The sequence below is a fragment of the Roseomonas sp. KE2513 genome (assembly GCF_016107305.1).
Taxonomy (GTDB): Bacteria; Pseudomonadota; Alphaproteobacteria; order Acetobacterales; family Acetobacteraceae; genus Roseomonas.
In genome coordinates this window covers 153,907-179,466 of record NZ_RCVR01000010.1, presented here as the reverse complement: position 1 = coordinate 179,466, position 25,560 = coordinate 153,907, and the positions used below count along the sequence as shown (strand labels likewise).

Below are 25,560 nucleotides of genomic sequence, written 5' to 3'. Positions count from 1 at the left end.
AAGGGCAGCTTCACATGTCCGGCCGATCTCCCCTTCTCGCTTGGCGCGACCCCCTCTCCGCGCATGCGAACGACAATGCCGCTTCCGCCACGGTCCTCGCGGCGGGTGGGCGCGTTTCGGTTTCCTGCTCCCTGGCGCCCAACCCGCTCTGGCAGGGGCCGGGCGCCGTGGTCGGCGTGGGCGTGCGCGACGGCCGCCACGGCCTCGGCCTCGTCCGGGCCGTCGGTGGGGAGGCCGAGAGCAGCGACGCCGCCCTCGATCCCGAGGTTCTCTGCCGGCTGCTCGTTCACTACGGCGTCTGGCTGGGCTTCGACGGCGAGGCCGAGACCCTTGAGATGGGGGAGATGCGCCGCCTCCCCGTGCCGGTCGGCGTGCCCGGCCGCGTCGAGTACCGCCTGGACCTCCGCCGGATCGGCCGCCGCGCCCAGGTTCTCACCGCCGACGGCACCATCCTCATTAACGGCCGCCCCGCCGCCACGGTGGAGGGCCTTTCGGTCGTCTTCCGCGCGCCGGAGCCCTATGACCGCCGCACCGCCAGGACGGTGATGTCGTCGGCCTGAGGCGCGCCGCCCGCGAAGCCCGAGACCGCCTCGAGCACCGCCTCCACCAACGCCCGCGGGACGGCGCCGGCCACCGGCCGCAGCGCTCCCGCCAGTCCTTCCCGCCCGAAGAAGCGCTCCGCCCCGTCCTCCGCCTCGGTAACGCCGTCGGAAAAGAGGAACAGCGCCTCCCCGGCCGCCAGTACCAGCGGGTCGGAGCGATAGGGGAAGCCCTCCATCGTCCCCAGCGGCGGCTGGCGGGACAGGCCCTCCAGCACCCGCACCTGCCCGTCGCGCAGGAGAAGCGGCGATTCGTGCCCGGCCAGCGCGATCCGCCCCGTGCCATCTGCGGCATCCAGCACCGCCACCACCACCGTCACGAAGGTCTGGCTCTCGTTCTCCCGGGCCAGGTCGTTATTCGCCCGCGTGAGGATCGCCGCCGGGTCCGGCGCCGCGCCCTCCTCCGAGAGCAGCGCCGCGGTGGAGCGGATCAGCCCCGTCGTCCGCGCCATGGTCAGCCCCGCCGGCGCGCCCTTGCCCGAGACATCGGCCACGCAGGCCAGCAGCAGGGAGGGGCCGAGCCTGAGCGCGTCGTAGAGGTCGCCGCCCACCTGCCGCGCCGGGATCATCGCCGCGTGCAGCGACAGGCCGGCGGGCGCGATCCCCGCGAAGTCCTGCGGCACGAGGTCGAGCTGCGCGGCCCGCGCGCTCTCCAGCTCCGCCTCCAACGCCGCCAGCCGCTGGTCGGCGAGATCGCGCAGCCGCTTCTTCTCCAACACCGCGCCGAGCCGTGCGCGCAGAAGGGGCGGGTCGAAGGATTTCGGCAGGTAGTCCTCGGCCCCCAACTCGATGCAGCGGACGATCCCCTCCATCTCCGTCAGCGCGGAGATGACGATCACCGGCGGCGCCGCTCCGCGCGCCGCGTGCAGCCGCTCCAGCACGCCGATGCCGTCCAGGCGCGGCATTTCGAGGTCCAGCAGCACGATGTCGAAAGTCCCGGCCTCGATGGCGGCCAAGCCCTCCATCCCGTCCGTCGCCTCCGTCACGCGGGAATAGCCGAGCTCCGCCAACCGCTTTCGCAGCACCAGCCGGTTGAAGGAGGAGTCCTCCACGACGAGGATCGAGACGCTCCCCGGGTCGACAAGCCCGGGATCGGGCGCAACCGCCACCTCGCTCAAGTCCCGCGCCCCCTGCCGATCGCGAGGCTTTCCACCACCCGGCGCGTGTCGCTCGCCAGACGGGAGAGATCGATCATCGTCACCGTGATCTCCTCGGCCGCTGTCGCGTTGGACTGGCCGATGCGGGTCAGCGTGGCCACCCGCTCGCCCAGGCCCGCGATGGTCGCCTGCTGCTGCTCCATCGCGACCGCGATCGCGCCGGAGAGGCGCGCGCCCTCGGCCACGAGGTGCTCCAGCCCGTCCATCGCCTCGCCCACGGCGGCGGCGGTGCCGCTGCCCTCCCGCGCCCGCCGGCCGGCCACGAGCACCACGTCCGCGATCTCCTGGGCGAGGTTCTCGGTGGAGGCCGCCAGCGCCCGCACCTCCTCTGCCACGACGGAAAGCCCCCGCCCGTGCTCCCCCGCCCGTGCAGCCTCGATCGCGGCGTTGATGGCGAGGATGTTCGTCTGGGTCGCGACCTTGGCGATGGTGGCCGCGATCCGCGTCACCCGCTCCGTGTCCTCGCCCACCGCGTCCACGAGGCCGATCAGGCCGTTCACCTTGGCCAGGTTCTCCGCCACCACCGCCTTCGCCCGCGCCGACTGGTCGCGCGCCAGCGCGGTGGAGCGCGACACGTCGGCGATCCCCTCCGTCGTCTGCGCCAGCGCTTCGCCCGTCTGCCGCAGCTCCGAGAGCTGCGTCATCGCCCCGTCGCTCACCTGCCCGATGGCGTCCGAGGCCTGGGCGGTGGCGACCGCGGTGCGCCGGGCGTTCTCCAGCGCCTGCTCGGTCAGCGCCCGCGCGGCGAGGAGGCTGTCCTTGAACACGAGCACCGCCCGAGACATCTCGCCCACCTGGTCCGTCCGGTCCGAGTCCGGCACCGGGGTATCGAGCTGGCCGGAGGAGAGCCGGTCCATCGCCCGCGCGATCCGCCCGACCGGCCGCGCGATCAACCGCATCAGCACGAAGAGGATCAGGGCGCAGACCACCACCCCCGCCGCGCCCGCGCCGAGGATGACGTTGCGCGCCTGGGCGCTCACGTCATGGGCCTCGGCCAGCGTCCGCGCATTCCGCTCCTGCACCACCCGCCGCGCCGCGTACATGAGCCCGTTGAACGCCGAGAGCGCGTCCAGCCATTCCTCCTGCAGGGCACCGAACTCGGCGCGCCGGTTGCCCGCGAAGGCGGTCCGGACGCTTTCAGTCAGCGGCACCAGCCGCTCGGCCATGTCGCGCGCGCCGCCGAGCACCACGGGGTCGATCGCAGGGCCGAGGCGCCGTTCGATCTCGGCGTAGGATTCGCGGATGAGGTTGCCGCTGCGCACCATCCTTCCCGCCGCCGGTACCGGCTGCAGCACGCCGGCCAGCACGCTCGCCATGCCCGAGGAGAAGTCGGCGATCTGGGCGCCGAAGCGGTCCACCGCCGCGTCCGCCTGCTGGTCCTGGCCGCCCATGCGCTCGATGATGGCGATCTGCCGCTCGCTCAGCAGAAGGGCGCTGCCGGTCAGCAGCCCGACAACGGCCAGCATCAGCAGAGCGATCATCGCCGCGCGCGTGCCGATACGCCCCGCGAAGGCGCGGATCCGCCCGGGCGGCGCGGCACCGGTCGGCCTCGGCCCGCCCGCCGCGGCCGGGCGCGCCTCGTCGACCAGCGGGATAGCGCGATCCCCCGCCTGATCGCCGGGCGACGGGGCCTGGGGTGCGATGTCCATGAGGGCGGAGGCTACCTCTCCGGTGCTCGTCGTCACAAGCGGTGGCGCAACGTTGCACGGCCGCGGCCGGCCCGGATTTGCCCTTCCGCCCCCGCCCGGCGATGCTGCCCTCCCCGCCGCCGGCAAGGCGCCCGGGGGAGGACCCGGAGACGCCGATGCCCGAATACCCCTTCACCGCCGCCGACCTTGAGGCGCTGCGGGCCTGGGACACCCCCACGATCTGCAACGCGCTGGAGATGGTGGCCCCGCACCGGCGCGGCCACGGCTTCACGCTGCGCCAGCTGGTCCCGGCCAGCACGACCCTGCCGCCGATCTGCGGCCTCGCCCGCACCGGCACCATCCGTGCCGCCGCCCCCTCCGGCCGCGCGGCCGAGGTGGACCGTGCCGCCCGCATCGGCTGGTACGAATATGTGGCCGAGGCCGCGATGCCGACCGTCGTCATCCTTCAGGACCTCGACGACACCCCCGGCACCGGCGCCTTCTGGGGTGAGGTGAACACGAACATCCACAAGGCCATCGGCGCCCAGGGCTGCGTCACCAACGGCTCCATCCGCGACCTCGACATGCTCGCCCAGGGCTTCCAGCTCGTCGCCGGCTCGGTGAACCCTTCCCACGCCTATGTGCACATCGTGCAGTACGGGCAGGAGGTGACAATTCACGGCATGGCCTGCCACCACGACGCCGTCGTGCATGCCGACCGCCACGGCGCCGTGGTGATCCCGCACGACGCCGTCACGAAGATCCCCTCGGCCATCGAGCTGCTCTCGCGGCGCGAGCGGGTGATCCTCGACCTCTGCGCCTCCCGCGAGTTCAGCGTGGCCGCGCTGCGCGAGGCCCTCTCGCGCGCCGACGAAATCCATTGAGCGCTCCCGCCCAGGCCGCGCCGCCGCTCACCCCCGCCGCCGCGGAGGTGATGCGGACCATCCACGGCGCCGACATCTACGCCGGCTTCCAGCCCACGCGCCCGCTCGACCTGCAGGGTTGGAACGGCCTGCACCCGGCCCTCGTCGCCGCGGTGGAGGAGGCGAAGCCCCGCCTTGCGCTCGATATCGGCGTCTGGAAGGGCCAGTCCACCGCCTTCCTCGCCGAGGCGATGCGGCGGGTGCGGCCCGACTCCGCGCTCATCTCCATCGACACCTTCCTCGGCAGCCACGAGCACTGGAACCGTGACCGGCCGGACCGGATCTTGGAGAGCATCGGCCTTGTCCATGGCTGGCCGTCGCTCTACTGGCAGTTCCTCTCGAACATGGTCCTCAGCGGCCATGCCGAGCGCGTGGTGCCGCTGGCGCAGACGAGCGACAACGCCGCCGTCATCCTCGCCCGCCTCCGCCTGCACCCCGACCTCGTCCATATCGACGCCGCGCACGAGTACGACCCCGTGCGGCGCGACATCGAGAACTATTGGGCACTGCTCAAGCGCGGCGGCATCCTCATCGGCGACGACTATCCCTGGCCCGGCGTGAAGCAGGCCGCGGACGAGTTCGCCGCGAAGCACGGGCTGGAGATGAAGGTCGAGAACCCAAAATGGATCATCCGCAAGCCCGCGTGACGCGCCCCGTCCTCGTGCGGGTCCGCCCGGAATGGGTGGACCACTACGGCCACATGAACGTCGCGCCCTATGTTAGCGTCTTCGACCTGGCGACCGACGCGCTCTGGCCCACCCTCGGCCTGGGCGAGCCCTTCGTCGCGCGCGGCCTCGGCACCTTTGCCGCCGAGAACTGGGTGGCCTACCGCCGCGAGGTGCGCCTCGACGACCCGCTGGCCGCCGAGAGCGAGGTGCTGGCGCATGACGAGAAGCGCCTCCTCATCCGCCACCGCCTGTTCCACGCCGAGGAGGGGTTCGAGAGCGCCCGCTGCGAGCTGCTCTTCCTCTGCGTGGACCTCTCACTGCGCCGCGTGAGCCGATGGCCGGAGGAGACACGGGCCGCCTTCGCCGCCGTGCCCCCCGGCCCGCCGCCCGAGCGCCTGGCACTTCGCCGCACCTGATCCGTACCTGCCCCCGCCCAAGACGGCGGCAGCCTGCGCCCCGGTGCGGCAAACACCGGCCCGTCGCCGCCGGGGAGGGGCCTGGAAGCAGCCAAATGCGGGTTGACGCCCCATGGCGCCCGGCGGAACCTCCCGCCCCGCACGGAGGGTCCCCGCCATGAACGTCGTGATCCAAGCAGAGAGCCGGATGCCCGCTGGCATGTCGCCCGAGGAGTGGTCCGTCCGCTGCGACCTCGCGGCGCTCTACCGTCTGGTGGCGCTCCACCGGATGACGGACTTCATCTACACCCACATCTCCGCCCGCATCCCGGGGCCGGAGCACCACTTCCTCATCAACCGCTACGGCGTGCTCTTCGAGAACATGCGCGCGAGCGACCTCGTGAAGGTCGATCTCGATGGCAACGTTCTGGATGACGAGCCCGCCTCGCGCCGCGTGAACGCCGCCGGCTTCACCATCCACTCCGCCATCCACATGGCGCGGGAGGACCTCACCTGCGTCGTGCACACCCATACGGCGGCGGGTATCGCGGTGTCCTGCCAGAAGCACGGGCTGCTGCCGATCAGCCAGCACGCGCTGAAGTTCTACGGGCACCTCTCCTACCACGGCTATGAGGGCATCGCGCTTGACCTCGATGAGCGCGACCGGCTGATCGCGGACCTCGGCCCCAGCAACAAGGCGATGATCCTGCTCAACCACGGGTTGCTCGTCGGCGGCCGCACCATCCCGGAGGCTTGGAATCAGATCTACTACCTGGAGCGCGCCTGCCAAGCGCAGGTCGCGGCGCTCGCGGGCGGCAGCGAACTGGTCTTCCCGCCCGAGGAGGTGCGCCTGAAGACCGCCGCCCAGTTCAACGGCCCGCATACCCTCACCCATGCGCAGTTCGCCTGGGAATCCGCCCTGACGATGATCGAGGGCCAGGGCACGGACTACCGTTCTTGAGCGAGCCTCTCCTTATTGCTGGCGGCCGCATCTTCCGCGGCCTCGCGAACGGCTTCGCGGAAGCCCTGCTGATCAGCGGCGGCCGCGTCGCCGCCGTCGGCACGGCGGAGGAGGTGGAGGCCGCCGCCCCGCCCGGCACGCGGCGGCTGGATCTCGGGGGCAGGGTCGCCATCCCGGCCTTCAACGAGGCCCACATGCACCTGCTGCCCTACGGCCTCGGCCTCTCCCAGGTGAACCTTCGCGCGGAGGAGGTGCGGACATTCGATGAGGTGCTGCGCCGCATCGGGGAGGGCGTGAAGGGGGCGAAAAAGGGCGAGTGGGTCCTCGGCCGCGGCTACGACCACGGCGCCCTCGACATCGGCCGCCACCCGACGGCCGAGGAGCTGGACCGCGTCTCGCCGGACAACCCTGTCTTCATCACCCGAACCTGCGGCCATATGGGCGTCGCCAACACCGCCGCCCTTCGCGCCGCCGGCGTTGGCCACAACACGCCGGACCCCGAGGGCGGCTCCATCGAGCGCCGCAACGGCGCCCTCACCGGCCTCTTCCTCGAGCGCGCCCGCCGGCTGGTGCTCGACTCCGCCCCGCTCCCCTCCGAGGAGCACATGGTCGCGGCCATCGAGGCCGCCGGCCGGGACCTCGCCTCCCGCGGCTTCGCAACCGCCTCCGACATGAATGTCGGCATGACCGCGGGGCTGAACGAGATCGCCGCCTACCGCCGCACCCTTGCCGAGGGGCGGCTGGTGCAGCGCATGTGGCAGGTGCTGGCCGGCAATCCCGAGGGCATCGCGGAAAGCGCCTGGAACGAGGGCCTGCGCCCCGACCACACGGACGACATGCTCGCCTGGGGCGCCGTGAAGGTCTTCGGCGACGGCTCCGCCGGTGGCCTGACTGCCGCCTTCTTCGACCCCTACCTGGAGAGCGCGGGCGGTGGGACGGGGATGTTCATGTTCCCGGACGAGACGATGCACCGCCTGCTCGCCCTCTATCACCGCCAGGGCTGGCAACTCGACATCCACGCCATCGGCGATGCCGCGATCGAGCAGGTGCTGGTCGGCATGGAGAGGGCAGGGGAGGGCGACGCGCCCCTCGCCGGCCGCCGCCACCGCATCGAGCACTGTGGCTTCCTCAACGCCGACCAGCGCGCGCGGATGAAGGCCAACGGGATCCTTCCTGTGCCTCAGCCCGTTTTCCTCTACGAGTTCGGCGACCTCTACGTGAAGAACCTCGGCCTCGAACGCACCGAGGTTTCCTATCCCATGCGTACCTGGCTGGAGGAGGGCCACAATCCCGCCGCCTCCTCCGACAGCCCCGTCTGCACGGTCGATCCCTTCATCAACCTCTTCACCATGCTCACTCGCAAGACGAACAAGGGCACTGTTCTCGGCGCGTCCGAGGCACTGACGGCCGAGCAGGCCGTGCATTGCTACACCTGGTGCGGCGCCTACTCGCAATTCGCCGAGGACCGCCGCGGCACGCTGGAACCCGGCATGCTCGCCGATGTCGCCGTCCTGTCGCGTGACATCTTCGCCATCGATCCAGAGGAGGTCCTGACCACGGAGGCCGACCTCACGCTCCGCGGCGGCACCCCGATCTTCGACCGCCACGGCGCCCTTCGCGCCCTGGCCACGGCCTGACCCCATGGGCCGCCACGCCGTCCAGCGGCTTCTTATGGCCATTCCCGTTCTCTTCGGGGTGGTGCTTGTGGGCTTCCTGCTGATGCAGGTGGTCCCGAACGATCCCGCCCTGGTTCGCGCCGGCCCCTCCGCGACGCCCGACGTCGTGGCCGCCATCCGCGCCGACATGGGCCTCGACAAGCCGCTCTACACCCAGTTCGGGCTCTATCTCTGGCGCCTGCTGCACGGGGATCTCGGCGTCTCCATCATCAACAACGTTCCCGTGCTGCAGGAGCTCGGCAACACCGTCGGCCCGACGCTGGAGCTGATGTTCGCCAGCCTCATCTGGTCGATCCCCATCGGTATCGCGCTCGGCACCATCGGCGCCTATCGCCGCGGCAAGCTGGTCGATCGCCTCATCACCGCCTTCGCGGTGGCGGGCGGATCCATCCCCGTCTTCTTCCTCGGGCTCGTCCTCATCTGGTATGTCGGCTTCAAGCTCCAGCTCCTTCCCTTCACCGGCCGCGCCGGCCCGCTCTGGACGGAGGAGGGGCTAATGGGGATCATCCTGCCGGCGCTCACCCTTGGCGGCACCTTCATCGGGCCCGTCGCGCGCATGACCCGCACCGCCGTGCTCGACGTGCTCGGCGTGGAGCATGTCCGCACCGCCCGCGCGAAGGGTCTCGGCGAGTTCCGCGTCGTCACCCGCCACGCGCTGCGCAACGCGATGATCCCCGTCGTCACCCTCATCGGGTTGCAGATCGGCTTCCTGCTGGGCGGCGCGGTGGTCACGGAAACCGTCTTCTCTTGGCCCGGTGTCGGGCGGCTGGCGGTCGGCGCCATCCTCTCTGCGGATTTCCCGATGGCGCAGGGTACCATCATCGTCCTTTCGCTCGGCTTCATCCTCATCAACCTCGTGGTGGACGTGCTCTACGCCGCCCTCGACCCCCGGATGCGCGCCTGATGAGCGCCGCGATCGAACCCCTGGTTCAGCAAGAAGCCGCGCCGCCCAAGCGGCCCGGTACCCTCGCGCGGCTGCTGCGCGAGCCGGCCGCCGCCTTCGCCCTCGTGCTAGTCGTGCTGGTGATCGGCGCCGCGCTCCTCGCGCCCGTCCTCTCGCCCACCGATCCCTTCGATAACGACCTCTCGCTCGCCATGCAGGTGCCGGGCTCGCCGGGCCTGCCGTTGGGCGCGGACGCGCAGGGCCGGAATATGGTCACCCGCGTCCTCTACGGGCTTCGCGTCACTCTGTTGATGGGCCTCGCCTCGGTCGCCATCGGCGGCATCCTCGGTGCGCTGGTTGGCTTCGCCGCTGCCTATTACCGCCGGATCGACGGGCTGCTGATGCGGCTGATGGACGTCATGCTCTCCTTCCCCGCCATCCTCTTCGGCCTAGCGCTCGCGGCCATCTTCGGCCCGGGCATTCAGGCCGTGGTGCTGGCCCTCTCCGTCGCGACGATCCCGCTCATGGCCCGCATCGTCCGCGGCTCCGCGCTGGCGGTGATGGGCCTCGACTACATCGAGGCGGCGCGCGCGACCGGCATGTCGGATGCCCGCATCATCCTCCGCCACGTCGCGCCCAACTGCCTCTCCTCCATCTTCGTCTTCGCGACGCTCCGCTTCGGCCAGGTGATCCTACTGGGCTCCGCGCTCTCCTTCCTCGGCCTCGGCGCGCAGCCGCCGATCGCGGAACTCGGCGCCATGGCGAGCGACGGCCGCAACTTCCTGTTCTTCGCGCCGCACATCGCGGTGATCCCCTGCGTCGCCATCTTCGCGGTGGTGCTCGCCTTCAACGTGCTGGGAGATGCGCTGCGCGACGCGCTCGACCCCCGGCTCCGCACCTAGCAACGAGAGAGGGATTGACGATGAAGAAGTGGCTATACGCGGGCTTACTGGCCCTGGGCGTCGCGGCTCCCGCCGCCGACGCCCTCGCCCAGGCCGCGCCGCGCAACACCCTCGTGGTGCTCCGCGAGATCGACGCCGACAACTACGACCCGCCCCGCTCCACCGCCCGCGGCGCCGGCGAGGTCATCTACATGATGAGCGACACGCTCGTCTCCCTCGACTGGGACCAGCGCACGGTGCGCCCCGGCCTCGCCGAATCCTGGACCGTGTCCGAGGACGGCAAGACCTACACCTTCAAGCTTCGCCGCGACGTCACCTTCTGCGACGGCAAGCCCTTCACCGCGCGCGACGTGGTCTACACCATCAAGCGCTGGATCGACCCCGCGACCCGCTCCCCCGTCCGCTGGCGCGCGGGCCCGGTGGACGATGTTGTGGCCACCGACGACTACACCGTCGAGTACAAGCTGAAGGAACCCTACGGTGAGCTGCTCTATCAGCTCACCCTCTTCTTCGCCTCCGTGGTGGACCAGGCGACGGTGGAGAAGCTCGGCCCCAATTTCGGCGTGCAGGGCTTCAACGGCACCGGTCCCTACTGCTGGGGCTCCTGGTCGCCGCGCCAGGACTTCGTGCTGACGCGCCACCCGAACTACCGCTGGGGACCGCCGCTCTACAACAACCCGGCGCCGCAGGTTGACCGCGTGATCTGGCGCATCATCCCCGAGGCCAACACCCGCCTCGCCGCGCTCCAGTCCGGCCAGGGCGACGTCACGCAGTACATCCCGCAATTCGCCCTCGCCGGGCTGCGGAACGTGCCGACCGTGAAGCTTGCCCGCCAGGAGAACTACTTCTGGGACTTCTTCATGGGCTTCAAGGTGGACAAGCCCGTGGTGAGCGACCCAGCCATCCGCCGCGCCATCAACCTGGGCACCAACCGCAACGCGGTCGTGCAGGCCACCTTCTTTGGCGCCGCCGACCCGGCCGATGGCTACCTGAACCCGCGCACCGTCGGCTACGATGCCGAGGCCGCGAAGATGGTGCCGCGCTTCGATCCCGAGGACGCGAAGCGCGTGCTCGACGCCGCCGGCTGGGTGCCCGGCCCTGACGGCGTCCGCGTGAAGAACGGCGAGCGCGCCTCCTTCCTCCTCTACAGCCTGCAGACGACCGAATGGCGCCGCATGTCCGAAGCGATGCAGGCCGACCTGCGCCGCATCGGCATCGACATGCGCGTGCAGCTCTGGGACGCGACCGTGGGCTGGGGCAAGCTGGCGACGCAGGAATTCGACGCCTTCATGATGTCCTACCCCTACATTTCCGCGACGGACGGCTTCTCGCTCTACTTCGACAGCAGCAATCGCCCGACGCCGAACCGGATGAACTGGAACGACCCGGAGACCGATCGCCTTCTCCGCATCGCCAAGACCGGCCTTGCCGAGGAGGAGCGCATGAAGGCAATTGCCGAGGCGCAGCGCCGCATCACCGCCGCCAATGTCTGGGTGCCCATCGCGCGCGAGCAGCTCTGGGTCGCCGCCTCGCAGCGGACCGAGGGCGTCCGCCCGCACGGCATCTACGGCGTCGGCCTCTACAAGGGCCTCGACATCCGCCTCACGCGCTAAACCTGCCGGGTGGCCGCCGGTCGCGGCCGCCCACCCAAACACCCGGGGAAGAACCATGACCACCGTCATCCGCAACGCCGACGTCGTCGTCGCCTGGGACGCCTCCGCGGGTCGTCACGTCTACATGCAGGACAGCGACGTCGCCTTCGACGGCGGCACCATCACCTTCGTTGGCCGAGGCTACACCGGCCCGGCGGAGGAGGAGATCAAGGGCGCCGGCCTCATGGTCATGCCCGGCCTCGTCAACATCCACTCCCACCCCTCCAGCGAGCCGATGAACAAGGGTCTGCTGGATGAGATCGGTTCCCCCGGCCTCTACAATTCCTCGCTCTACGAGTTCATGCCGATCTTCCGCGCGGACGAGGAGGCAGTGCCCTCCTGCGTGCGCGTGGCGCTCAGCGAACTCCTCCTCTCCGGCGTCACCACGGTCGCCGACCTCTCCATGGCGCATCCCGGCTGGCTCGACCTGCTGGCGGAATCCGGCATGCGCGTCTGCGTCGCGCCGATGTTCAAGTCCGCGCGCTGGTTCACGAAGAACGGCCACGTCGTGGAATACGAGTGGGACGAGGCCGCCGGCGAAAAGGCCATGGCCGAGGCCCTCCAGCTCATCGACCGCGCCGAGCAGCACGAGAGCGGCCGGCTCTTCGGCATGGTCGTCCCCGCCCAGATCGACACCTGCGCCCCCGGCCTGCTGCGCGAGAGCAGCCAGGAGGCCAAGGCCCGCGGCCTCTCCTGGCAGATCCACGCCGCGCAGTCCGTCGTGGAGTTCCACGAGATCACCCGCCGCCACGGCATGACGCCCATCGGCTGGCTCGACAGCATGGGCCTGCTGAACGACCGCGCCATCATCGGCCACGGCATCTTCCTCGACGAACACCCCTCGACGCGCTGGCACACCGACACCGATCTCGGCCGCCTCGCGGAAACTGGCACCACCGTCGCCCACTGCCCGACCGTTTTTGCGCGGCGCGGCATCACCATGAAAAACTTCGGCCGCTACAAGCGCCGCGGCGTGAACATGGGCCTCGGCACCGACACCTACCCGCACAACATGCTCGATGAGATGCGCCTCGTCGGCTATCTCGCCCGCACCCAGGCCACCGACCCGCGCGCCGTCACCACCACCGAGATCTTCGACGCCGGTACCATCGGTGGCGCCAAGGCCCTCGGCCGCGAGGATATCGGCCGCCTCTCCGCCGGCTGCCGCGCCGACATCGTGCTGGTGAACGCCGCGCACCCTCAGATGCGCCCCGGCCGCGATCCGCTCCGCAGCCTCGTCTACGCCGCGGGCGACCGCGCGCTGCGCGACGTCTACGTGGATGGCCAGCTCGTCGTGAAGGACGGCATGGTGCTGACGATGGATTACGAGCAGGCGGCCGCCCACCTGCACGACGCCCAGAAGCGCATCCTCGACCGTGCCCCTTCGCAGGACTGGGCGCACCGCCCGGTGGAGAACATCAGCCCGCCGAGCTTCAACTGGGTATGACGGGCGACACCCTCCTCCGCGTCGAGGATCTCCGCACCACCTTTCCCAGCGGCTCCGGCGAGATCGCGGCCGTGGATGGCGTCACGCTCAACGTCCCCCATGGCCGCACCCTTGGCATCGTGGGGGAGAGCGGATGCGGCAAGTCCATGCTGTCCCTCTCCATCATGCGCCTGGTGCCGACCCCGGGCCGCCTCGCCCAGGGCCGGGTCGTGCTGGAGAACCGCGATCTCGCTGCCCTTTCGTCCGCCGAGATGCGCGCCGTCCGCGGCAACGAGATCGCGATGATCTTCCAAGAGCCCATGACCTCGCTGAACCCGGTGCACAGCATCGGCGACCAGATCACCGAGGCCATGCGTGCCCACGACAGCAAGGCGAGCGACGCCGAGCTGAAGACCCGCGCCATCGAGGCGCTGCGCCGCGTCCGCATCCCCTCGCCGGACCGTCGCTTCGCCGAATACCCGCACCAGCTCTCGGGCGGCATGCGCCAGCGCGTGATGATCGCGATGGCGCTCGCCTGCCGCCCCCGACTGCTGATCGCGGACGAGCCCACCACCGCACTCGACGTCACCGTCCAGGCCCAGATCCTCGACCTGCTGCGCGACCTGCAGGGGGAGACGGGCATGTCCATCATCCTCATCACCCACGACCTTGGCGTGGTCGCTGAAATGGCGGACGAGGTTGCCGTCATGTATGCCGGCCGCGTGGTCGAGCGCGGCACGGCGGCCGACATCTTCAACGACCCGCAGCACCCCTACACGATCGGCCTCCTCGGCAGCATCCCACGCATCGAGGAGGATCGCGAGCGCCTCCTCTCCATCGACGGCAGCGTGCCACCGCCCTTCGCCTTCCCGAAGGGGTGCCGATTCCACCCTCGCTGCCCCTTCGCCATCCGCGCCTGCACGGAGAACGACCCGCCCTTGCGCGAACTCTCGCCCGGCCATCGCGCCGCCTGCATCCGCGCTCCCGTGGAGAACGCCGTGGACGTAGCGGCATGAGCGAGGCTCCTCTGCTCCAGGCGGACGGCATCGCCAAGCACTACCCCGTGAAGAAGGGCCTGATCATCGCCCGCCAGGTCGGCGCGGTGCGCGCGGTGGACGGCGTCTCCTTCTCCCTTCACCGGGGAGAGACCCTGGCGCTGGTCGGCGAAAGCGGCTGCGGCAAGTCCACCACCGCCCGCCTCGTCATGCGCCTGATCGAGCCCTCCGCCGGCAGGGTCCATTTCCGAGGCGAGGACGTGACGAAGGTCACGGGCGCGAAGCTGCGTGCCCTGCGCCGGCGCCTCCAAATCGTCTTCCAGGACCCCTATGCCAGCCTGAACCCGCGACTGAGCGTCGCGGACGCGATCGCGGAACCCATGGCCGTCCACAACATCGGCAACGCCGCCTCCCGCCGCGCGCGCGTCGAGGAATTGCTGCGCCTCACCGGTCTCCGTCCCTTCCACGCCAACCGCTACCCGCACGAGTTCTCGGGCGGCCAGCGCCAGCGCATCGGCATCGCGCGCGCGCTCGCGGTGGAGCCCGAGGTGGTGGTCTGCGACGAGCCCGTCTCCGCGCTGGACGTCTCCATTCAGGCGCAGGTCGTGAACCTGCTGCGCGACCTGCAGCAGCGCCTGGGCCTCTCCTACCTCTTCATCGCGCACGACCTCGCGGTGGTGAAGCACGTGGCCGACCGGGTGGCCGTCATGTATCTCGGCCGCATCGTGGAGGTGGCGCCGAAGCACGCCCTCTTCTCCGATCCGCGCCACCCCTATACGCGCGCCCTGCTGGCCGCCATCCCGCGCCCCGACCCTGCCCGTCGGGGCGGCGTGCGCCCATTGGCCGGCGACCTGCCCAGCCCGCTCGCCATCCCGCCGGGGTGCCGCTTCCACACGCGCTGCCCGCACGCCCAGCCTGTCTGCCGCGAACAGGACCCGCCGTTGCGCGAGATCGCCCCCGGTCACACCAGCGCCTGCCACTTCGCCGAGGACCTGCCCCGCTTCGACGCCGAGGCCGGCGCCGGTGTGCCACCCATCGCCGCGCGCCGCCTCGCGGCCTATGCGGCGGCCCGCGCGGCGCGTAACGCGGCCTGACACCGGGCGAAGCTCGCCTCGGCCCTTGGCGCTTGCGACCATCCCGCGCCGCGCCCATGCTGTCCGGCGTTGCGGCCGGAGAAATGGCGATGCGGGATCGGGAAACGCGCGAGGGTTGGTTCGCCCAGAAGCGCCGGCAACTGGTTTCCAGCGCCCTGGCGACCGTCGGCCTCACCTTCCTTCCAGGTGAGGGCCGGGCGGCCGATCCGATCGTCCCCGCCGATATCATCCTCCGCAACGCGCAGGTGCTGACGGTCAACGCCGGCTTCGATACTGCCCAGGCCGTCGCCGTTGCCGGCAACCGCATCCTCGCGGTCGGAAGCGATGCGGCCGTCATGGCGCTCGCCAATGCCCGCACCCGCGTCATCGACCTGCGGGGCGCGACGGTCATCCCCGGCCTGCGCGACAGCCACCTGCACACGCTCGGCGCCGCGCGGGACATCTTCAACGTCGCGCTCGAGGACGCGCGCAATCTCGACGCCGTGCTCCGCGCCCTGGCCGAGCGCGTGGCCATCACGCCACCGGGCGAGTGGGTGATCGCCTCTTCCGGCTGGCACGAGGGCCAGATCGCCGAAGGGCGGATGCCGACCCGGCAGGAGCTGGACCGCATCTCGCCCGACCACCCCGTCTACATCCCGCGCGGCGGCCACGTCGCCGTCGTCAACTCGGCCGCCCTCAAGCTCGCCAACATCACGCGCGACACGCAAGACCCGCGCGGCGGCGTGATCGTGCGCGGCGATGGGGGCGAGCCCACCGGCTTCCTCATCGAAGGCCCGGCGATGAACCTCGTCCGCCGCCTCCTACCCGTCATGTCGCGGGAAAAGCTCACCGAAGGCCTGGCGCGCTTCAGCACCGTGCTCACCGGCCTCGGCGTCACCGCCTCCACCGAGCCGGGCGCGACGCCCGAGGAGATCGGCGCCTATATGGACCTCTGGCGCATGGGCGGCATGAAGCACCGCGTCCGCATCATGCAGCGGGCGACGGGGCTGGCCGACGTGCGCGCCCGCTCCGCCGTCATGGCCCCCAACTTTGGCGACGACTGGCTCCGCGTCGGCGGCTTCAAGTATCTCTACGACGGCGGCGTGGAGGGCGCCTGGACCTACGACCCCTACCAGATCGTCGAGGGCGAGCAGACCGATCCTGCCTTTCGCGGCAAGCTGCTCGGTCCCGCCGGCGGCGACGCGGAGGCGCTGGAGATGTTCCGCCTCGCCGCCAGCCGCGGCTGGCAGTTCCAGGTCCACATGGTCGGCGACGCCACCACGGACCACGTGCTCGACCTCTGGGAGAAGGTCGCGCAGGATCATCCCATCGCCGACCTCCGCTGGGCCGCGATGCACATCATGCTGTCCAAGCCGGCCTCGCTCGATCGTATGAAAAAGCTTGGCATTCGTGTCACCGTGCAGGACCAGTCCGTGCGCCTGGCCAACAACATGCTGCGCTACTGGGGCCAGGAGCGCGCCGCCTGGTGCACGCCTACCAAGGCCGTGCTCGACCGCGGCATCCCCGCTGGCGCCGGCACCGATGCGCCCGTCGCGCACTGGAACCCCTATGTCGCGCTCTGGTGGCTCGTCACCCGCAAGGTGGAGATCCGCGGCCGCATCACCGAACCCCTCGGGCCGGAAATGGCCGTCTCTCGCCAGCAGGCGCTCCGCCTCTACACTATGGGCAGCGCGGACGTGGACTTCATGGACGACCGCGCCGGCTCCATCGAGCCCGGCAAGCTCGCCGACCTCGTCGTGCTCTCCGATGATTACCTCACCGTGCCCGAGGACCGGATCCGCGATCTCCGCAGCCGGCTGACGATGGTGGACGGCCGCATCCTGCACGAGGCCTGAGCGGGCGGTGGACTTCCTCCTCACCCGCACGCCGCGCCAGCCGCTCCGCGCGCACGGCGTGCTCGGCGCCGCCTCCAGGGGCGATTGGGACGCCGCCCCCGCCGAACCCGTCGCCTGGGAGGATCTCTTCGCCCTCAGCGGCCTTCTCGGCATCGAGATTGGCGCCGCCGCGGCGCAGGCCGGCGAGATCGTGGAGATGTGCGGCTACATGACGCCGCCCATGCTGCCGGAAGCCGACTACTTCGTGCTCTCCCAGGGTCCGATGCCCGACTGCCCCTTCTGCGCGCCCTCGCTCAGCTGGCCGGACGACATCGTGGTCGTCCATCTTCGGGCCGCGGGCGTTGATATCGACCACCCCATGCGCCCCGTCACCGTCCGGGGCCGGCTGTCGCTCGGCGAGGAACCTGGCCCCGTTCCTGGTCTGTCCAGCCACGCCAGGCTTCTCGACGCCATCTGGCAGCCCGGCGAGGCGCCGAACCCGCCAACCACCTGACCCGCCGTTTACGGAGCCGCGCGGCGACCGCATGATGCGCCCCAAACAAGGGGAACGTCCGCCCATGCTCGTCACGCTCGTCGCCCCGCGCCTGATCCTCTCGGGCGGCGGCTCTGTCTCCAGGGTGGCGGAGGTCCTGGCTCAGCTCGGCCTCTCCCGCCCCCTCGTCGTCACCGACCCCTGGATGGCGTCATCAGGCACGGTGGAGCGCTGCCTCGCTCCCCTCCGCGCCGCCGGCCTCGCCCCGGCCGTCTTCAGCGAGACCGTCCCCGATCCCACCGACACCGTGGTCGAGGCGGGCGTCGCGGCCTTCAAGGCGGGCGACTACGATTGCCTCATCGGCTTCGGCGGCGGCAGCCCGATGGACACGGCCAAGGCGGTCGCCATCCTCGCCGCGGCGCCGGAGGGCACGCATATCCGCGCCTACAAGGCGCCCGCCCAGGCCAATAGCGGCGCCGTGCCCGTCATCTGCATCCCCACCACCGCCGGCACCGGCAGCGAGGCGACGCGCTTCACCGTCATCACCGACACCGAGCGCGACGAGAAGATGCTCATCGCGGGCCTCGGTGCCCTCCCGCTCGCCGCCATCGTGGACCACGAGCTGACCTGGACCGTCCCCGCCCGCACGGTCGCCGATACGGGCGTGGACAGCCTCACCCACGCGTTGGAGGCCTTCGTCAGCCGCCGCGCCAACGCCTTCAGCGATGACTATGCGCGCCTTGCCATGCGCCTCATCGCGCCCAACCTCCGCCGCGCCTATGCCGATGCGCAGCGCGGCGGCAACGGCCCGCGCGACGAGGAGGCACGGGAGGCGATGATGCGCGGCGCCATGCTCGCCGGCCTCGCCTTCTCCAACGCCTCCGTCGCCCTCGTGCACGGCATGTCCCGCCCTATCGGCGCCCATTTCCACGTGCCGCACGGCCTGTCCAACGCCATGCTCCTGCCCGCCGTCACCCGCTTCGGCCTGCAATCCGCCCTGCCGCGCTACGCCGAGGCCGCGCGTATCATGGGCGTCGCCGGAGAAGGGGAGGGGGACGAGACCGCCGCCGCCCGCTTGGTGGATGAGCTGGAAGCGCTGAATCGCGACCTTTCCGTCCCCACCCCCGCCGCCCACGGCATCGACCCCGCCCGCTGGGATGGGCTGCTGGAAACCATGGCCGCCCAGGCCATCGCCTCCGGCAGCCCCGCCAACAATCCCCGCGTCCCCGATGCCCCGGAGATCGTCGCCCTCTACCGTGAGGCCTATGCCTGACACCAGCATGACGCTCGACGCTGCCGGCATGATCCGCGGCGTCGCCGATGGTGAGGCCGGCGCCCTGCGCCGCCTCTACGACGCGCAGGCCTCGCGCCTCTTCGGCGTGGCCATGGCCATCCTGCGCGACCGCGACGCGGCGGCCGACGCGCTGCACGACGCCGTCCTGAAGATCGCCGCCCGCGCCGCCCAGTTCGACCCCGCGCGCGGCGAGGCCGGCGCCTGGCTCACCGCCATCGTCCGCCACGCCGCCCTCGATCTCGCCCGCGCCCGCGGCCGCGAGACACCGACCGACGACCCTGCCCTTGGCGACGCCGCCGTGGCGCCCGAGGCGCTGGATCGCCTGCTGGAGACGCAAGAGGCCGACCGCCTCCGCGAATGCCTTAACGCGCTCGAGTCACGCAACCGCCAGGGCATTCTCCTCGCCTTCGTCCACGGCCTCTCCCACGCCCAGATCGCGGCCCGGCTGGACCTGCCGCTCGGTACGGTGAAGGCCTGGATCCGCCGCGGCCTCGCGCGGCTGAAGGGATGCCTCGCGTGATCCCCTCCGATCCCGAAGCCCTCGACGCCCTGGCCGCCGAGCACGTCCTCGGCACCCTCGACGCGCGGGAGGCCGCCGAGGTGAACCGCGCCCTTCCTGTGGACGCCGCGCTGCGCGAGGCGGTCGCTCGCTGGGAGGCCCGCCTTGCCCCGCTCGCCGGCCTCGCCCCTCCCGCTGCCCCGCCCGACGACCTCTGGAACCGCATCGAGGCCTCCGTCGCCAAGCGCGCCCCCGCGCAGGTCGTGCCGCTGCGCGCGGTTGTGGGTGGCGCCGCGCCGGCCCGGCCGGACCGCTTCTGGAAGACCTGGTCCATCGGCGCCACCGCGGTTGCCGCGGGCCTCGCCGCCATCCTCTTCCTCCGCCCCGCGGATCCGCCGCGGATGATGACTGTCCTCCTCACCAGCCGCGACCAGCCCGCTTGGCTCGTGGAGGCCGAGGGCGGCGGCCTGCGTCTCGCCAGCCTCAACCCGCGCCCCGTGGAAGCCGGCCGCGTCCAGCAGCTCTGGGCCCTGCCGCCCGGCGCCACCGCACCCACCTCCCTCGGCCTGATCCCTGGGAGCGGCCAAACCCGCATTGCCCCCGGCATCGTGCGCCCCGAGCCGGGCATGCTCATCGAGATTACCCTTGAACCCCCGGGCGGCTCGCCCACCGGCCGTCCGACCGGCCCGATTCTCTTCATCGGCCGCCTCGCCCCCGCGACCGGCACCTGATGGGCCTCGCGCCCCTGTGATCGTTGCGGCTGCGTCCAGCCGCATGAACGCTCCGTAAGGCGGAGGCGAGGCCGGACACCTCGCCTCAACTCAAGGAGCGATCCATGACGCACAGCCTCCGCCGCCTCGCTCTCGCCGGTGCCGCCTTCCTTGGCCTTGCCACGGCCGAAGCCGGTGCGGCCACCCTCATCGGCCTCACCGCCGAGGGCAGCCTGGTCCGCATCGACGCCGAAGCGCGCCGCGCCTCCAGCCCGGTCCGCGTGCGCGGGGCGGATGGCGCCCTTCTCGGCATCGACGTGCGCCCGGCCGACGGCAAGCTCTACGGCGTCACCGACAGGGGCGCGATCGTTACCATCGACCCGACGACCGGCGCTGCCACAAAGGTCAGCCAGCTCTCCGAGGCCTTCGAATCCGGCGGACGGGCGGTGGTGGACTTCAACCCCGTCGCCGACCGCCTGCGCCTCATGGGCGCCAACGGCACCAACTTCCGCGTCAATGTCGAGACCGGCGCCGTGGTCCGCGATGGCCAGCTGAAGTACGGGCCCGGCACGCCGCTCGCGGAGACCGTGCCGCGCGTCACCGCTGGCGCCTACACCAACAGCATGGCGGGTGCGACCGCCACGATGCTCCTGACCATCGACAGCGTCCTCGGCCAGCTCAACCTCCAGGCGCCGCCGAACGACGGGGTGCAGCAGGTGCGCGGCCGCATCGGCAACGGCGTGCCCGGCACCGCCGCCCTCGACATCCTCGCGGAGGGATCGACGAACACCGCCTATCTTCTCGCGAGCGGCGTTCTCCACACGGTCAATCTCGAGAACGGCAGCTCCACCGCGCTCGGCCCCGTGCGCGGTGCGGACGAGGTGATCGACATCGCGGCCATGCGCTGAGCCGCGCAGGGGCGGCCCCGGGGAGGACGACAACTCCTCGGGGTCGCCCGCTAGCCCCGCCGCGCCGCCGCGCGCCAGACGGAAGCCCAGGCCGGCAGCGCCCCCGCCGGCAGGGGCCGGCCGATGGCGAAGCCCTGGGCGTGGTCCACTCCGAAAGCCTTCAGCAACCGCCAGAGCGCCTGGTCGGCTACCCCCTCCGCTGTCACCAGCATCCCGCGGGCCCGGGCCATGCTCATCAGCCGGTCCACTTCGGAGCGAGCCCGATGGCTCGACGGCATCGCTGCCACCAGCTGCCGGTCCAGCTTCAGGCCGGAGAAGGGCAGGTCCAGCAGCACGTCCCGCCGGTCGAGCGTCATGTCGTCGATCCAGACCGCGTGCCCCGCCTCCCGCAGCCGCACCACGGCGCGGTGCAGGGCGATCAGGTCCCGCACCGGCGTCGTCTCGGTCAGCTCGATGGTCAGCGCTTCCGGCCGCATTCCGTCCTTCCGCAGCACGCGCGCCAGCCAGGGCACGGTATCGCGGCGCACCAGTACCCCCAGCGGCAGGTTGATCGAGACGGGCAGGCGGAGCGCCGGGCGCAGCGCATGCATCTCCTCCGCCGCCATCTGCCCCACGGCGCGGGCGACGGGCACCGAGAGACCGCCGCGCTCAGCCATCGGGATGAAGGAATCCGGCCCAAGCGGCGTTGCTCCATCGTGCCCGTCCGGACGCAGCCAGCGCACCAGCCCTTCCACGCCGACGGGCGCGCGGTCCGACAGCCGCACGATTGGCTGGTAGCGCATGGCCACCTCGCCCCGCGCGAGGCCAAGGCGCAGCGCCGCCACCTCCGCCGCCTCGCCAGGCTCCCGTCGGCCAGTCAGGTGGCGCAGGGCAGCCATGATGTCTGCCTCCTCGTTCAGCCCCCCTACGCCGAGGAGAAGGACACGGGTCTCGCCGAAAGGATCCTCCGCCAGCACGCGCAGTGCCTCCCCGCCCAGCAGGTCCGGCGGAGTCTCGAGGAGCAGTCCCAACGGCGGCTGCCCAGGCCCGATCATGCGGCGAAGCGCCTCTTTTGCCACGACCACGCAAGCGGGCGCGGCGCCGATCCGCCGCAGGCCCGCTTGCACGAGCTGAAGCAGCGGCGGGCTCAGTTGCACCGCGAGGATCTCGCCGTCAGGGGCTCGGGGTATCATCGCGCGCTCACCGACCGGTCCCTCTGACGTTTTCCCTGGCGCGGACGGGGCCGGCGGCCTCAACACGTTTAAACCAGGATCTCAGCCGCCGACCACCTGCCAGGGAGCGGTTTCCCAGCGCGTCCGCAACTCCACCAGGTCCTGCCGGACGATCGCACCCCATTCCGCCTCGTCCCGGAAGCGCGGCAGCACTGCCCGCCACTCCGCCTGCGCCAGGAATTCCGGGTCCGCCGCGGCCGCCCGCAGCGCGCGGGCGATATGCGCCGCCGGCCGCTCCTCGATGCCCGCGGGCACGGCGATGCCCCGGCGCAGCGCCGCGTCCAGCGCGATCCCCTCCTCGCGCAGCGTCGGCACGTCCGGCAATTGCGGGTGCCGCGCGGCAGCGGCGATGGCGAGCACGGCCAGCCGCCCCTCCCGCGCCGCCACCACGGCGTCCGGCACGTTCACCAGCGCCGCCGCCACGTTCCCCGACGCCGCCGCCTGCCGCGCGGCCGAGGCGGAGGGGAAGTGCAACTGCTCCATCGGCAGGAACTGCGCCAGCTCCACCGCCATGATCGAGCCCGCGCTGACCGGCGGCGGCAGGCCAAGCGGCCGGTTGCTCCCCGGAGAGCGCAGCGTGGAAAGCTCCGTGCCGGGCGCCGCAACCAGCGCCACCGGCTCCTCCGTCACCGCGCCCATCAGCCGCAGCTTGTCGAGTATGCCGGTCGCCCGCCGCTCTACCATCCGGGCGACGAGGAAAGGTGTCGGCGCATAGGCGAGGACGGAACCGTTCGTCGGCGAGCCCGTGAGTTCCCGCAGCGCCGCCAGCCCACCCTCCCCGGGGCGGTTCACGACGGAGACCTGCACCTCCTTGATGTGCCGCTCCAGAAAGGGCGCGAAGCCGCGCACCCAGAGGTCCGCGCCGCTTCCCCCCTCCGCCCCCACCAGCAGCGTCATGCTGCGGGACCGCCCGCCGGGCGCGACATAGGGCGTGGGGAGTTGCGCTCGCGCCGCGCCGGGCACCGCGAGCAGGGCCGCCCCCCCGAGGATCGAGCGGCGGCGGATCACCCCCGCGGCTCCGCGACAGTCCCGCCCGCCGCGCGCGCGGGCCGGGCCGGGGCCGCCTTCGCCACCGCCTCGGTTCCGCGCCGCAGCCGGTTCTCGCCCAGGAAGAGCAGGATCGGCGCCGCGATGAAGATCGAGGAGGAGGCAGAGACGACGATGCCGAAGAGCATCACCCAGGCGAAGCCTGCCAGCGTCTCCCCCCCGAACAGCGCCAGCGGCAGCGCCGAGAGGAACAGCGTCATGGAGGTGCCGAGGGTGCGGTTCAGCGTCTCGTTGATCGAGCGGTCGATCAGCTCGCGCAGCGGCATCGTCTTGAACTTGCGGAGGTTCTCCCGCATCCGGTCATAGACCACGACCTTGTCGTTGGCCGAGAAGCCGATGATCGTCAGGATCGCCGCGATGGTCGTCAGGTTGAACTCGATCCGCGTGACGGCGAGGAAGCCCACCACCTTCGTCGTGTCGAGGATGAGCGTCACAATGGCCCCCACCGCGAACTGCCATTCGAAGCGGAACCAGATGTAGACGAGCATCGCGCCGAGCGAGATCGCCAGCGCGATCAGCCCGCCCTGGAACAACTCGTCCGAGACGCGGTTGCCCACCGCCTCCGTCCGCAGGATGCGCGTGCCGGGGGCCGCCGCCTCCAGCGCGCCGCGCACGCGGGAAACCGCCTGCTGCGTCGCCGCCTCCTCCCCCTGCACGGGCAGGCGGATGAGGACGGTGGAGGCGTCGCCGAACTCCTGCGTCCCGACATCGCCGAGGCCCAGCCCCGTGACGGCGCCGCGAAGCTGCCCGAGATCGGCAGGGCCCGGCGTGCGGGCCTCCATCACAATGCCGCCCTTGAAGTCGATGCCCTTCTCGAGCCCGGGATAGATGGCCAGCACCACCGAGGCGGTGGAGAGGACCGCGGAGACGACGAGCCCCGCGATCCGCCCCCGCATGAACTGAATCCGCGTGTCGTCCGGCACGAGCCGGAAGAGGGGGCGGCGAAGAAAGCCGAGCATGGTTCTATCCCCTCTCAGACCGGCAGCACGCGCGGACGGGTCGCGCGGTACCACCAGGAGACGATCAGGCGGACGAGGGTGGTCGCCGTCCACATCTGCACCACCGTGCCGATCGCTACCGTCACGGCGAAGCCCTTCACCGGCCCGGAGCCGAAGGCGTAGAGGCAGGCCATGGCGATGAGATTCGTCAGGTTGCTGTCCATAATGGTGCCGGAGGCCTTGGTGAACCCTGCCTCCAGCGCCTGGATCGGCGTCCGCCCGGCGCGCGTCTCCTCGCGGATGCGCTCGTTGATGAGGATGTTCGCGTCCAGCGCCGTGCCCAGCGTCAGCACGATGCCCGCGATACCTGGCAGCGTCAGCGTCGCCTGCAGCAGGGAAAGCGCCGCAATCATCAGAAGGATGTTGATCAGAAGGGCGATGTTCGCGAACCAGCCGAGCAGCCCATAGGCCAAGCCCATGTAGAGGAACACGAAGAGTGCGCCCGCCGCGAGCGAGAGCATGCCCGCCCGAATGGCGTCCGCTCCCAGCTCCGGCCCGACCGTCCGCTCCTCCACCACCGTCAGCGGGGCGGGCAGGGCGCCGGCGCGCAGCAGCACGGCCACGTCGTTGGCGGTGCGCGCGTTGAAGCTGCCGCTGATCTGTCCGCGCCCGCCCGTGATGGGCTCGCGGATCACCGGCGCGGTGATCACCTTGTCGTCCAGCACGATGGCGAAGGGCCGGCCCACGTTCTGGCGGGTCACCTCCGCGAAGCGGCGGGTGCCGACGGAATCGAAGGTGAAGTTCACGACCCACTCGTTGTTCCGGCTGTCCTGCCCGGCCCGCGCGTCGGAGAGGTTGGCTCCGTCCACCTCCACCCGGCGCCGCACGGCGTAGCGGCTGGGGGCCTGCCCGCCGCGCTCCTCGCCCTGGAGGAACTGCACCCCCGGCGGCGGGGCGCCGGCCGCGGGATTCGCGTTCTCGTCCAGCAGGTGGAAGGTCATGCGGGCGGTGCGGCCCAGCAGGTCCTTGATCCGGTTCGGATCCTCGACGCCGGGAAGCTGCACGAGGATGCGGTTTTGCCCCTGGCGCGCGATCAGCGCCTCGGAAACGCCGGTCTCGTCGATGCGCCGCCGCACGATCTCGAGCGACTGCTCCACCGCCCCGCTTCCGCGCGCAACCAGCGCCGCGTCGGAGAGGGTGGCCGTCACGGTCCCGTCCGGGGCCGTCGTCACCGCGATGTCCGGCTCGGTCGCCGTCGCGGAGCCGCGCACGGGCACCGGGTTCGCCAGTTCCCGGACCGCCGCCGCCGCGGCCTCGGCCTGGGCGGGGTCACGCACGCGGAAGCTCATCCGCCGGTTGTTCGGGTCGCCCGCCAGGTTGGCGTAGCCGATATTGGCGGTGCGGAGCCGCGTCCGGGTCGCGTCCAGCAGGCTCTCCACCCGTTCCCGCACCACCGCGTTCATGTCCACCTCCAAGAGGAGGTAGGAGCCGCCGCGCAGGTCGAGGCCAAGCGAGATCTGCCGGGCCGCCCAGGCCGGCAGCACCGAGCGGGGCACGAGGTTCGGCACGCAAAGGATCAGCCCCAGGACGATGACGCCCAGGATCGCGGCGACCTTCCACCGCGCGAAATACAGCATGGCCTTTGCGGCCCCCCGTCGAACCGTGTGTAAGAACTGGCACTATGCCA

Annotated in this window: 24 protein-coding genes; 18 read left to right on the top strand and 6 right to left on the bottom strand. The window is 71.4% G+C overall.

Going from position 1 to position 25,560, the window contains the following annotated elements; translation table 11 throughout:
• Positions 1-14: 14 nt before the first annotated feature.
• Positions 15-560 (top strand): hypothetical protein, encoded by a 546-nt coding sequence (locus tag D9599_RS12745; RefSeq protein WP_198381604.1) that lies wholly within the window; start codon positions 15-17, stop codon positions 558-560.
• Here the strand turns inward: D9599_RS12745 and D9599_RS12740 are convergent.
• Entirely contained in the window at positions 518-1,708 is a 1,191-nt protein-coding gene (locus D9599_RS12740) for a SpoIIE family protein phosphatase (RefSeq protein WP_198381638.1), read from the bottom strand. The genes D9599_RS12745 and D9599_RS12740 overlap by 43 nt on opposite strands.
• A 5-nt stretch (positions 1,709-1,713) precedes the next feature.
• Entirely contained in the window at positions 1,714-3,405 is a 1,692-nt protein-coding gene (locus tag D9599_RS12735; protein ID WP_198381603.1) for a methyl-accepting chemotaxis protein, read from the bottom strand.
• Between the two features lie 155 nt (positions 3,406-3,560).
• On the opposite strand from D9599_RS12735, the gene D9599_RS12730 reads away from it, so the two are divergent.
• The 17 genes from D9599_RS12730 (at position 3,561) to D9599_RS12650 (ending at position 20,677) form a co-directional block, all read left to right on the top strand.
• On the top strand, positions 3,561-4,268 hold the full coding sequence (locus D9599_RS12730) for an RraA family protein (protein ID WP_198381602.1): 708 nt from the start codon (positions 3,561-3,563) through the stop codon (positions 4,266-4,268).
• Positions 4,265-4,954 carry a class I SAM-dependent methyltransferase gene (locus D9599_RS12725; RefSeq protein ID WP_198381601.1) on the top strand — a complete coding sequence of 230 codons (690 nt, stop codon included), beginning with the start codon at positions 4,265-4,267 and terminating at the stop codon, positions 4,952-4,954. Before D9599_RS12730 ends, D9599_RS12725 begins: the two co-directional genes overlap by 4 nt.
• The gene (locus D9599_RS12720) at positions 4,930-5,391 is read left to right on the top strand and encodes a thioesterase family protein (protein WP_198381600.1); all 462 of its coding nucleotides are present in this window, start codon (positions 4,930-4,932) and stop codon (positions 5,389-5,391) included. The genes D9599_RS12725 and D9599_RS12720 overlap by 25 nt, the downstream gene beginning before the upstream one ends.
• 157 nt (positions 5,392-5,548) lie before the next feature.
• On the top strand, positions 5,549-6,331 hold the full coding sequence (locus D9599_RS12715) for a class II aldolase/adducin family protein (RefSeq protein ID WP_232480435.1): 783 nt from the start codon (positions 5,549-5,551) through the stop codon (positions 6,329-6,331).
• A complete protein-coding gene (locus D9599_RS12710; RefSeq protein ID WP_198381599.1) occupies positions 6,328-7,968 on the top strand; it encodes an amidohydrolase in 1,641 nt (546 codons plus the stop codon). The genes D9599_RS12715 and D9599_RS12710 overlap by 4 nt, the downstream gene beginning before the upstream one ends.
• A 4-nt stretch (positions 7,969-7,972) precedes the next feature.
• Entirely contained in the window at positions 7,973-8,911 is a 939-nt protein-coding gene (locus tag D9599_RS12705) for an ABC transporter permease (RefSeq protein ID WP_198381598.1), read from the top strand.
• Complete coding sequence (locus D9599_RS12700) at positions 8,911-9,792, top strand: ABC transporter permease (RefSeq protein ID WP_043834786.1); 882 nt, start codon at positions 8,911-8,913, stop codon at positions 9,790-9,792. Before D9599_RS12705 ends, D9599_RS12700 begins: the two co-directional genes overlap by 1 nt.
• A gap of 20 nt (positions 9,793-9,812) precedes the next feature.
• Positions 9,813-11,405 carry an ABC transporter substrate-binding protein gene (locus tag D9599_RS12695; RefSeq protein ID WP_198381597.1) on the top strand — a complete coding sequence of 531 codons (1,593 nt, stop codon included), beginning with the start codon at positions 9,813-9,815 and terminating at the stop codon, positions 11,403-11,405.
• Positions 11,406-11,460: 55 nt separating this feature from the next.
• The gene (locus D9599_RS12690; protein WP_198381596.1) at positions 11,461-12,891 is read left to right on the top strand and encodes an amidohydrolase family protein; all 1,431 of its coding nucleotides are present in this window, start codon (positions 11,461-11,463) and stop codon (positions 12,889-12,891) included.
• Positions 12,888-13,886, top strand: coding sequence for an ABC transporter ATP-binding protein (locus tag D9599_RS12685; RefSeq protein WP_198381595.1), 999 nt, complete (start codon positions 12,888-12,890; stop codon positions 13,884-13,886). The genes D9599_RS12690 and D9599_RS12685 overlap by 4 nt, the downstream gene beginning before the upstream one ends.
• Positions 13,883-14,959 carry an ABC transporter ATP-binding protein gene (locus D9599_RS12680; protein ID WP_198381594.1) on the top strand — a complete coding sequence of 359 codons (1,077 nt, stop codon included), beginning with the start codon at positions 13,883-13,885 and terminating at the stop codon, positions 14,957-14,959. Before D9599_RS12685 ends, D9599_RS12680 begins: the two co-directional genes overlap by 4 nt.
• An 89-nt stretch (positions 14,960-15,048) precedes the next feature.
• Positions 15,049-16,794, top strand: coding sequence for an amidohydrolase (locus tag D9599_RS12675; RefSeq protein ID WP_198381593.1), 1,746 nt, complete (start codon positions 15,049-15,051; stop codon positions 16,792-16,794).
• A gap of 7 nt (positions 16,795-16,801) precedes the next feature.
• On the top strand, positions 16,802-17,287 hold the full coding sequence (locus D9599_RS12670) for a hypothetical protein (protein WP_198381592.1): 486 nt from the start codon (positions 16,802-16,804) through the stop codon (positions 17,285-17,287).
• 64 nt (positions 17,288-17,351) lie between these two features.
• On the top strand, positions 17,352-18,539 hold the full coding sequence (locus tag D9599_RS12665; protein ID WP_198381591.1) for an iron-containing alcohol dehydrogenase: 1,188 nt from the start codon (positions 17,352-17,354) through the stop codon (positions 18,537-18,539).
• Positions 18,532-19,080, top strand: a complete 549-nt coding sequence (locus D9599_RS12660) for a sigma-70 family RNA polymerase sigma factor (RefSeq protein WP_198381590.1) — start codon at positions 18,532-18,534, stop codon at positions 19,078-19,080. The genes D9599_RS12665 and D9599_RS12660 overlap by 8 nt, the downstream gene beginning before the upstream one ends.
• A complete protein-coding gene (locus tag D9599_RS12655; RefSeq protein ID WP_198381589.1) occupies positions 19,077-19,790 on the top strand; it encodes an anti-sigma factor domain-containing protein in 714 nt (237 codons plus the stop codon). Before D9599_RS12660 ends, D9599_RS12655 begins: the two co-directional genes overlap by 4 nt.
• Before the next feature lie 104 nt (positions 19,791-19,894).
• Positions 19,895-20,677, top strand: coding sequence for a DUF4394 domain-containing protein (locus D9599_RS12650; protein WP_198381588.1), 783 nt, complete (start codon positions 19,895-19,897; stop codon positions 20,675-20,677).
• Positions 20,678-20,727: 50 nt separating this feature from the next.
• Here D9599_RS12650 and D9599_RS12645 read toward each other — a convergent pair whose 3' ends face one another.
• From D9599_RS12645 to secD, 4 genes are all read right to left on the bottom strand, one after another.
• On the bottom strand, positions 20,728-21,849 hold the full coding sequence (locus D9599_RS12645) for an EAL domain-containing protein (protein WP_198381587.1): 1,122 nt from the start codon (positions 21,847-21,849) through the stop codon (positions 20,728-20,730).
• A gap of 81 nt (positions 21,850-21,930) precedes the next feature.
• The gene (locus D9599_RS12640; RefSeq protein WP_198381586.1) at positions 21,931-22,896 is read right to left on the bottom strand and encodes a tripartite tricarboxylate transporter substrate-binding protein; all 966 of its coding nucleotides are present in this window, start codon (positions 22,894-22,896) and stop codon (positions 21,931-21,933) included.
• Complete coding sequence (gene secF / locus D9599_RS12635) at positions 22,893-23,894, bottom strand: protein translocase subunit SecF (protein WP_198381585.1); 1,002 nt, start codon at positions 23,892-23,894, stop codon at positions 22,893-22,895. Before secF ends, D9599_RS12640 begins: the two co-directional genes overlap by 4 nt.
• A 14-nt stretch (positions 23,895-23,908) precedes the next feature.
• Entirely contained in the window at positions 23,909-25,510 is a 1,602-nt protein-coding gene (secD, locus tag D9599_RS12630; protein WP_198381584.1) for a protein translocase subunit SecD, read from the bottom strand.
• Positions 25,511-25,560: the final 50 nt, after the last annotated feature.

Coding starts and splice junctions, on each gene's coding strand:
- D9599_RS12745 (WP_198381604.1), top strand. CDS start 15: ATGTCCGGCCGATCTCCCCTTCTCGCTTGGCGCGACCCCCTCTCCGCG.
- D9599_RS12735 (WP_198381603.1), bottom strand. CDS start 3,405: ATGGACATCGCACCCCAGGCCCCGTCGCCCGGCGATCAGGCGGGGGAT.
- D9599_RS12730 (WP_198381602.1), top strand. CDS start 3,561: ATGCCCGAATACCCCTTCACCGCCGCCGACCTTGAGGCGCTGCGGGCC.
- D9599_RS12720 (WP_198381600.1), top strand. CDS start 4,930: ATGGATCATCCGCAAGCCCGCGTGACGCGCCCCGTCCTCGTGCGGGTC.
- D9599_RS12715 (WP_232480435.1), top strand. CDS start 5,549: ATGAACGTCGTGATCCAAGCAGAGAGCCGGATGCCCGCTGGCATGTCG.
- D9599_RS12705 (WP_198381598.1), top strand. CDS start 7,973: ATGGGCCGCCACGCCGTCCAGCGGCTTCTTATGGCCATTCCCGTTCTC.
- D9599_RS12700 (WP_043834786.1), top strand. CDS start 8,911: ATGAGCGCCGCGATCGAACCCCTGGTTCAGCAAGAAGCCGCGCCGCCC.
- D9599_RS12695 (WP_198381597.1), top strand. CDS start 9,813: ATGAAGAAGTGGCTATACGCGGGCTTACTGGCCCTGGGCGTCGCGGCT.
- D9599_RS12690 (WP_198381596.1), top strand. CDS start 11,461: ATGACCACCGTCATCCGCAACGCCGACGTCGTCGTCGCCTGGGACGCC.
- D9599_RS12685 (WP_198381595.1), top strand. CDS start 12,888: ATGACGGGCGACACCCTCCTCCGCGTCGAGGATCTCCGCACCACCTTT.
- D9599_RS12680 (WP_198381594.1), top strand. CDS start 13,883: ATGAGCGAGGCTCCTCTGCTCCAGGCGGACGGCATCGCCAAGCACTAC.
- D9599_RS12675 (WP_198381593.1), top strand. CDS start 15,049: ATGCGGGATCGGGAAACGCGCGAGGGTTGGTTCGCCCAGAAGCGCCGG.
- D9599_RS12665 (WP_198381591.1), top strand. CDS start 17,352: ATGCTCGTCACGCTCGTCGCCCCGCGCCTGATCCTCTCGGGCGGCGGC.
- D9599_RS12660 (WP_198381590.1), top strand. CDS start 18,532: ATGCCTGACACCAGCATGACGCTCGACGCTGCCGGCATGATCCGCGGC.
- D9599_RS12650 (WP_198381588.1), top strand. CDS start 19,895: ATGACGCACAGCCTCCGCCGCCTCGCTCTCGCCGGTGCCGCCTTCCTT.
- D9599_RS12645 (WP_198381587.1), bottom strand. CDS start 21,849: ATGATACCCCGAGCCCCTGACGGCGAGATCCTCGCGGTGCAACTGAGC.
- secF (WP_198381585.1), bottom strand. CDS start 23,894: ATGCTCGGCTTTCTTCGCCGCCCCCTCTTCCGGCTCGTGCCGGACGAC.
- secD (WP_198381584.1), bottom strand. CDS start 25,510: ATGCTGTATTTCGCGCGGTGGAAGGTCGCCGCGATCCTGGGCGTCATC.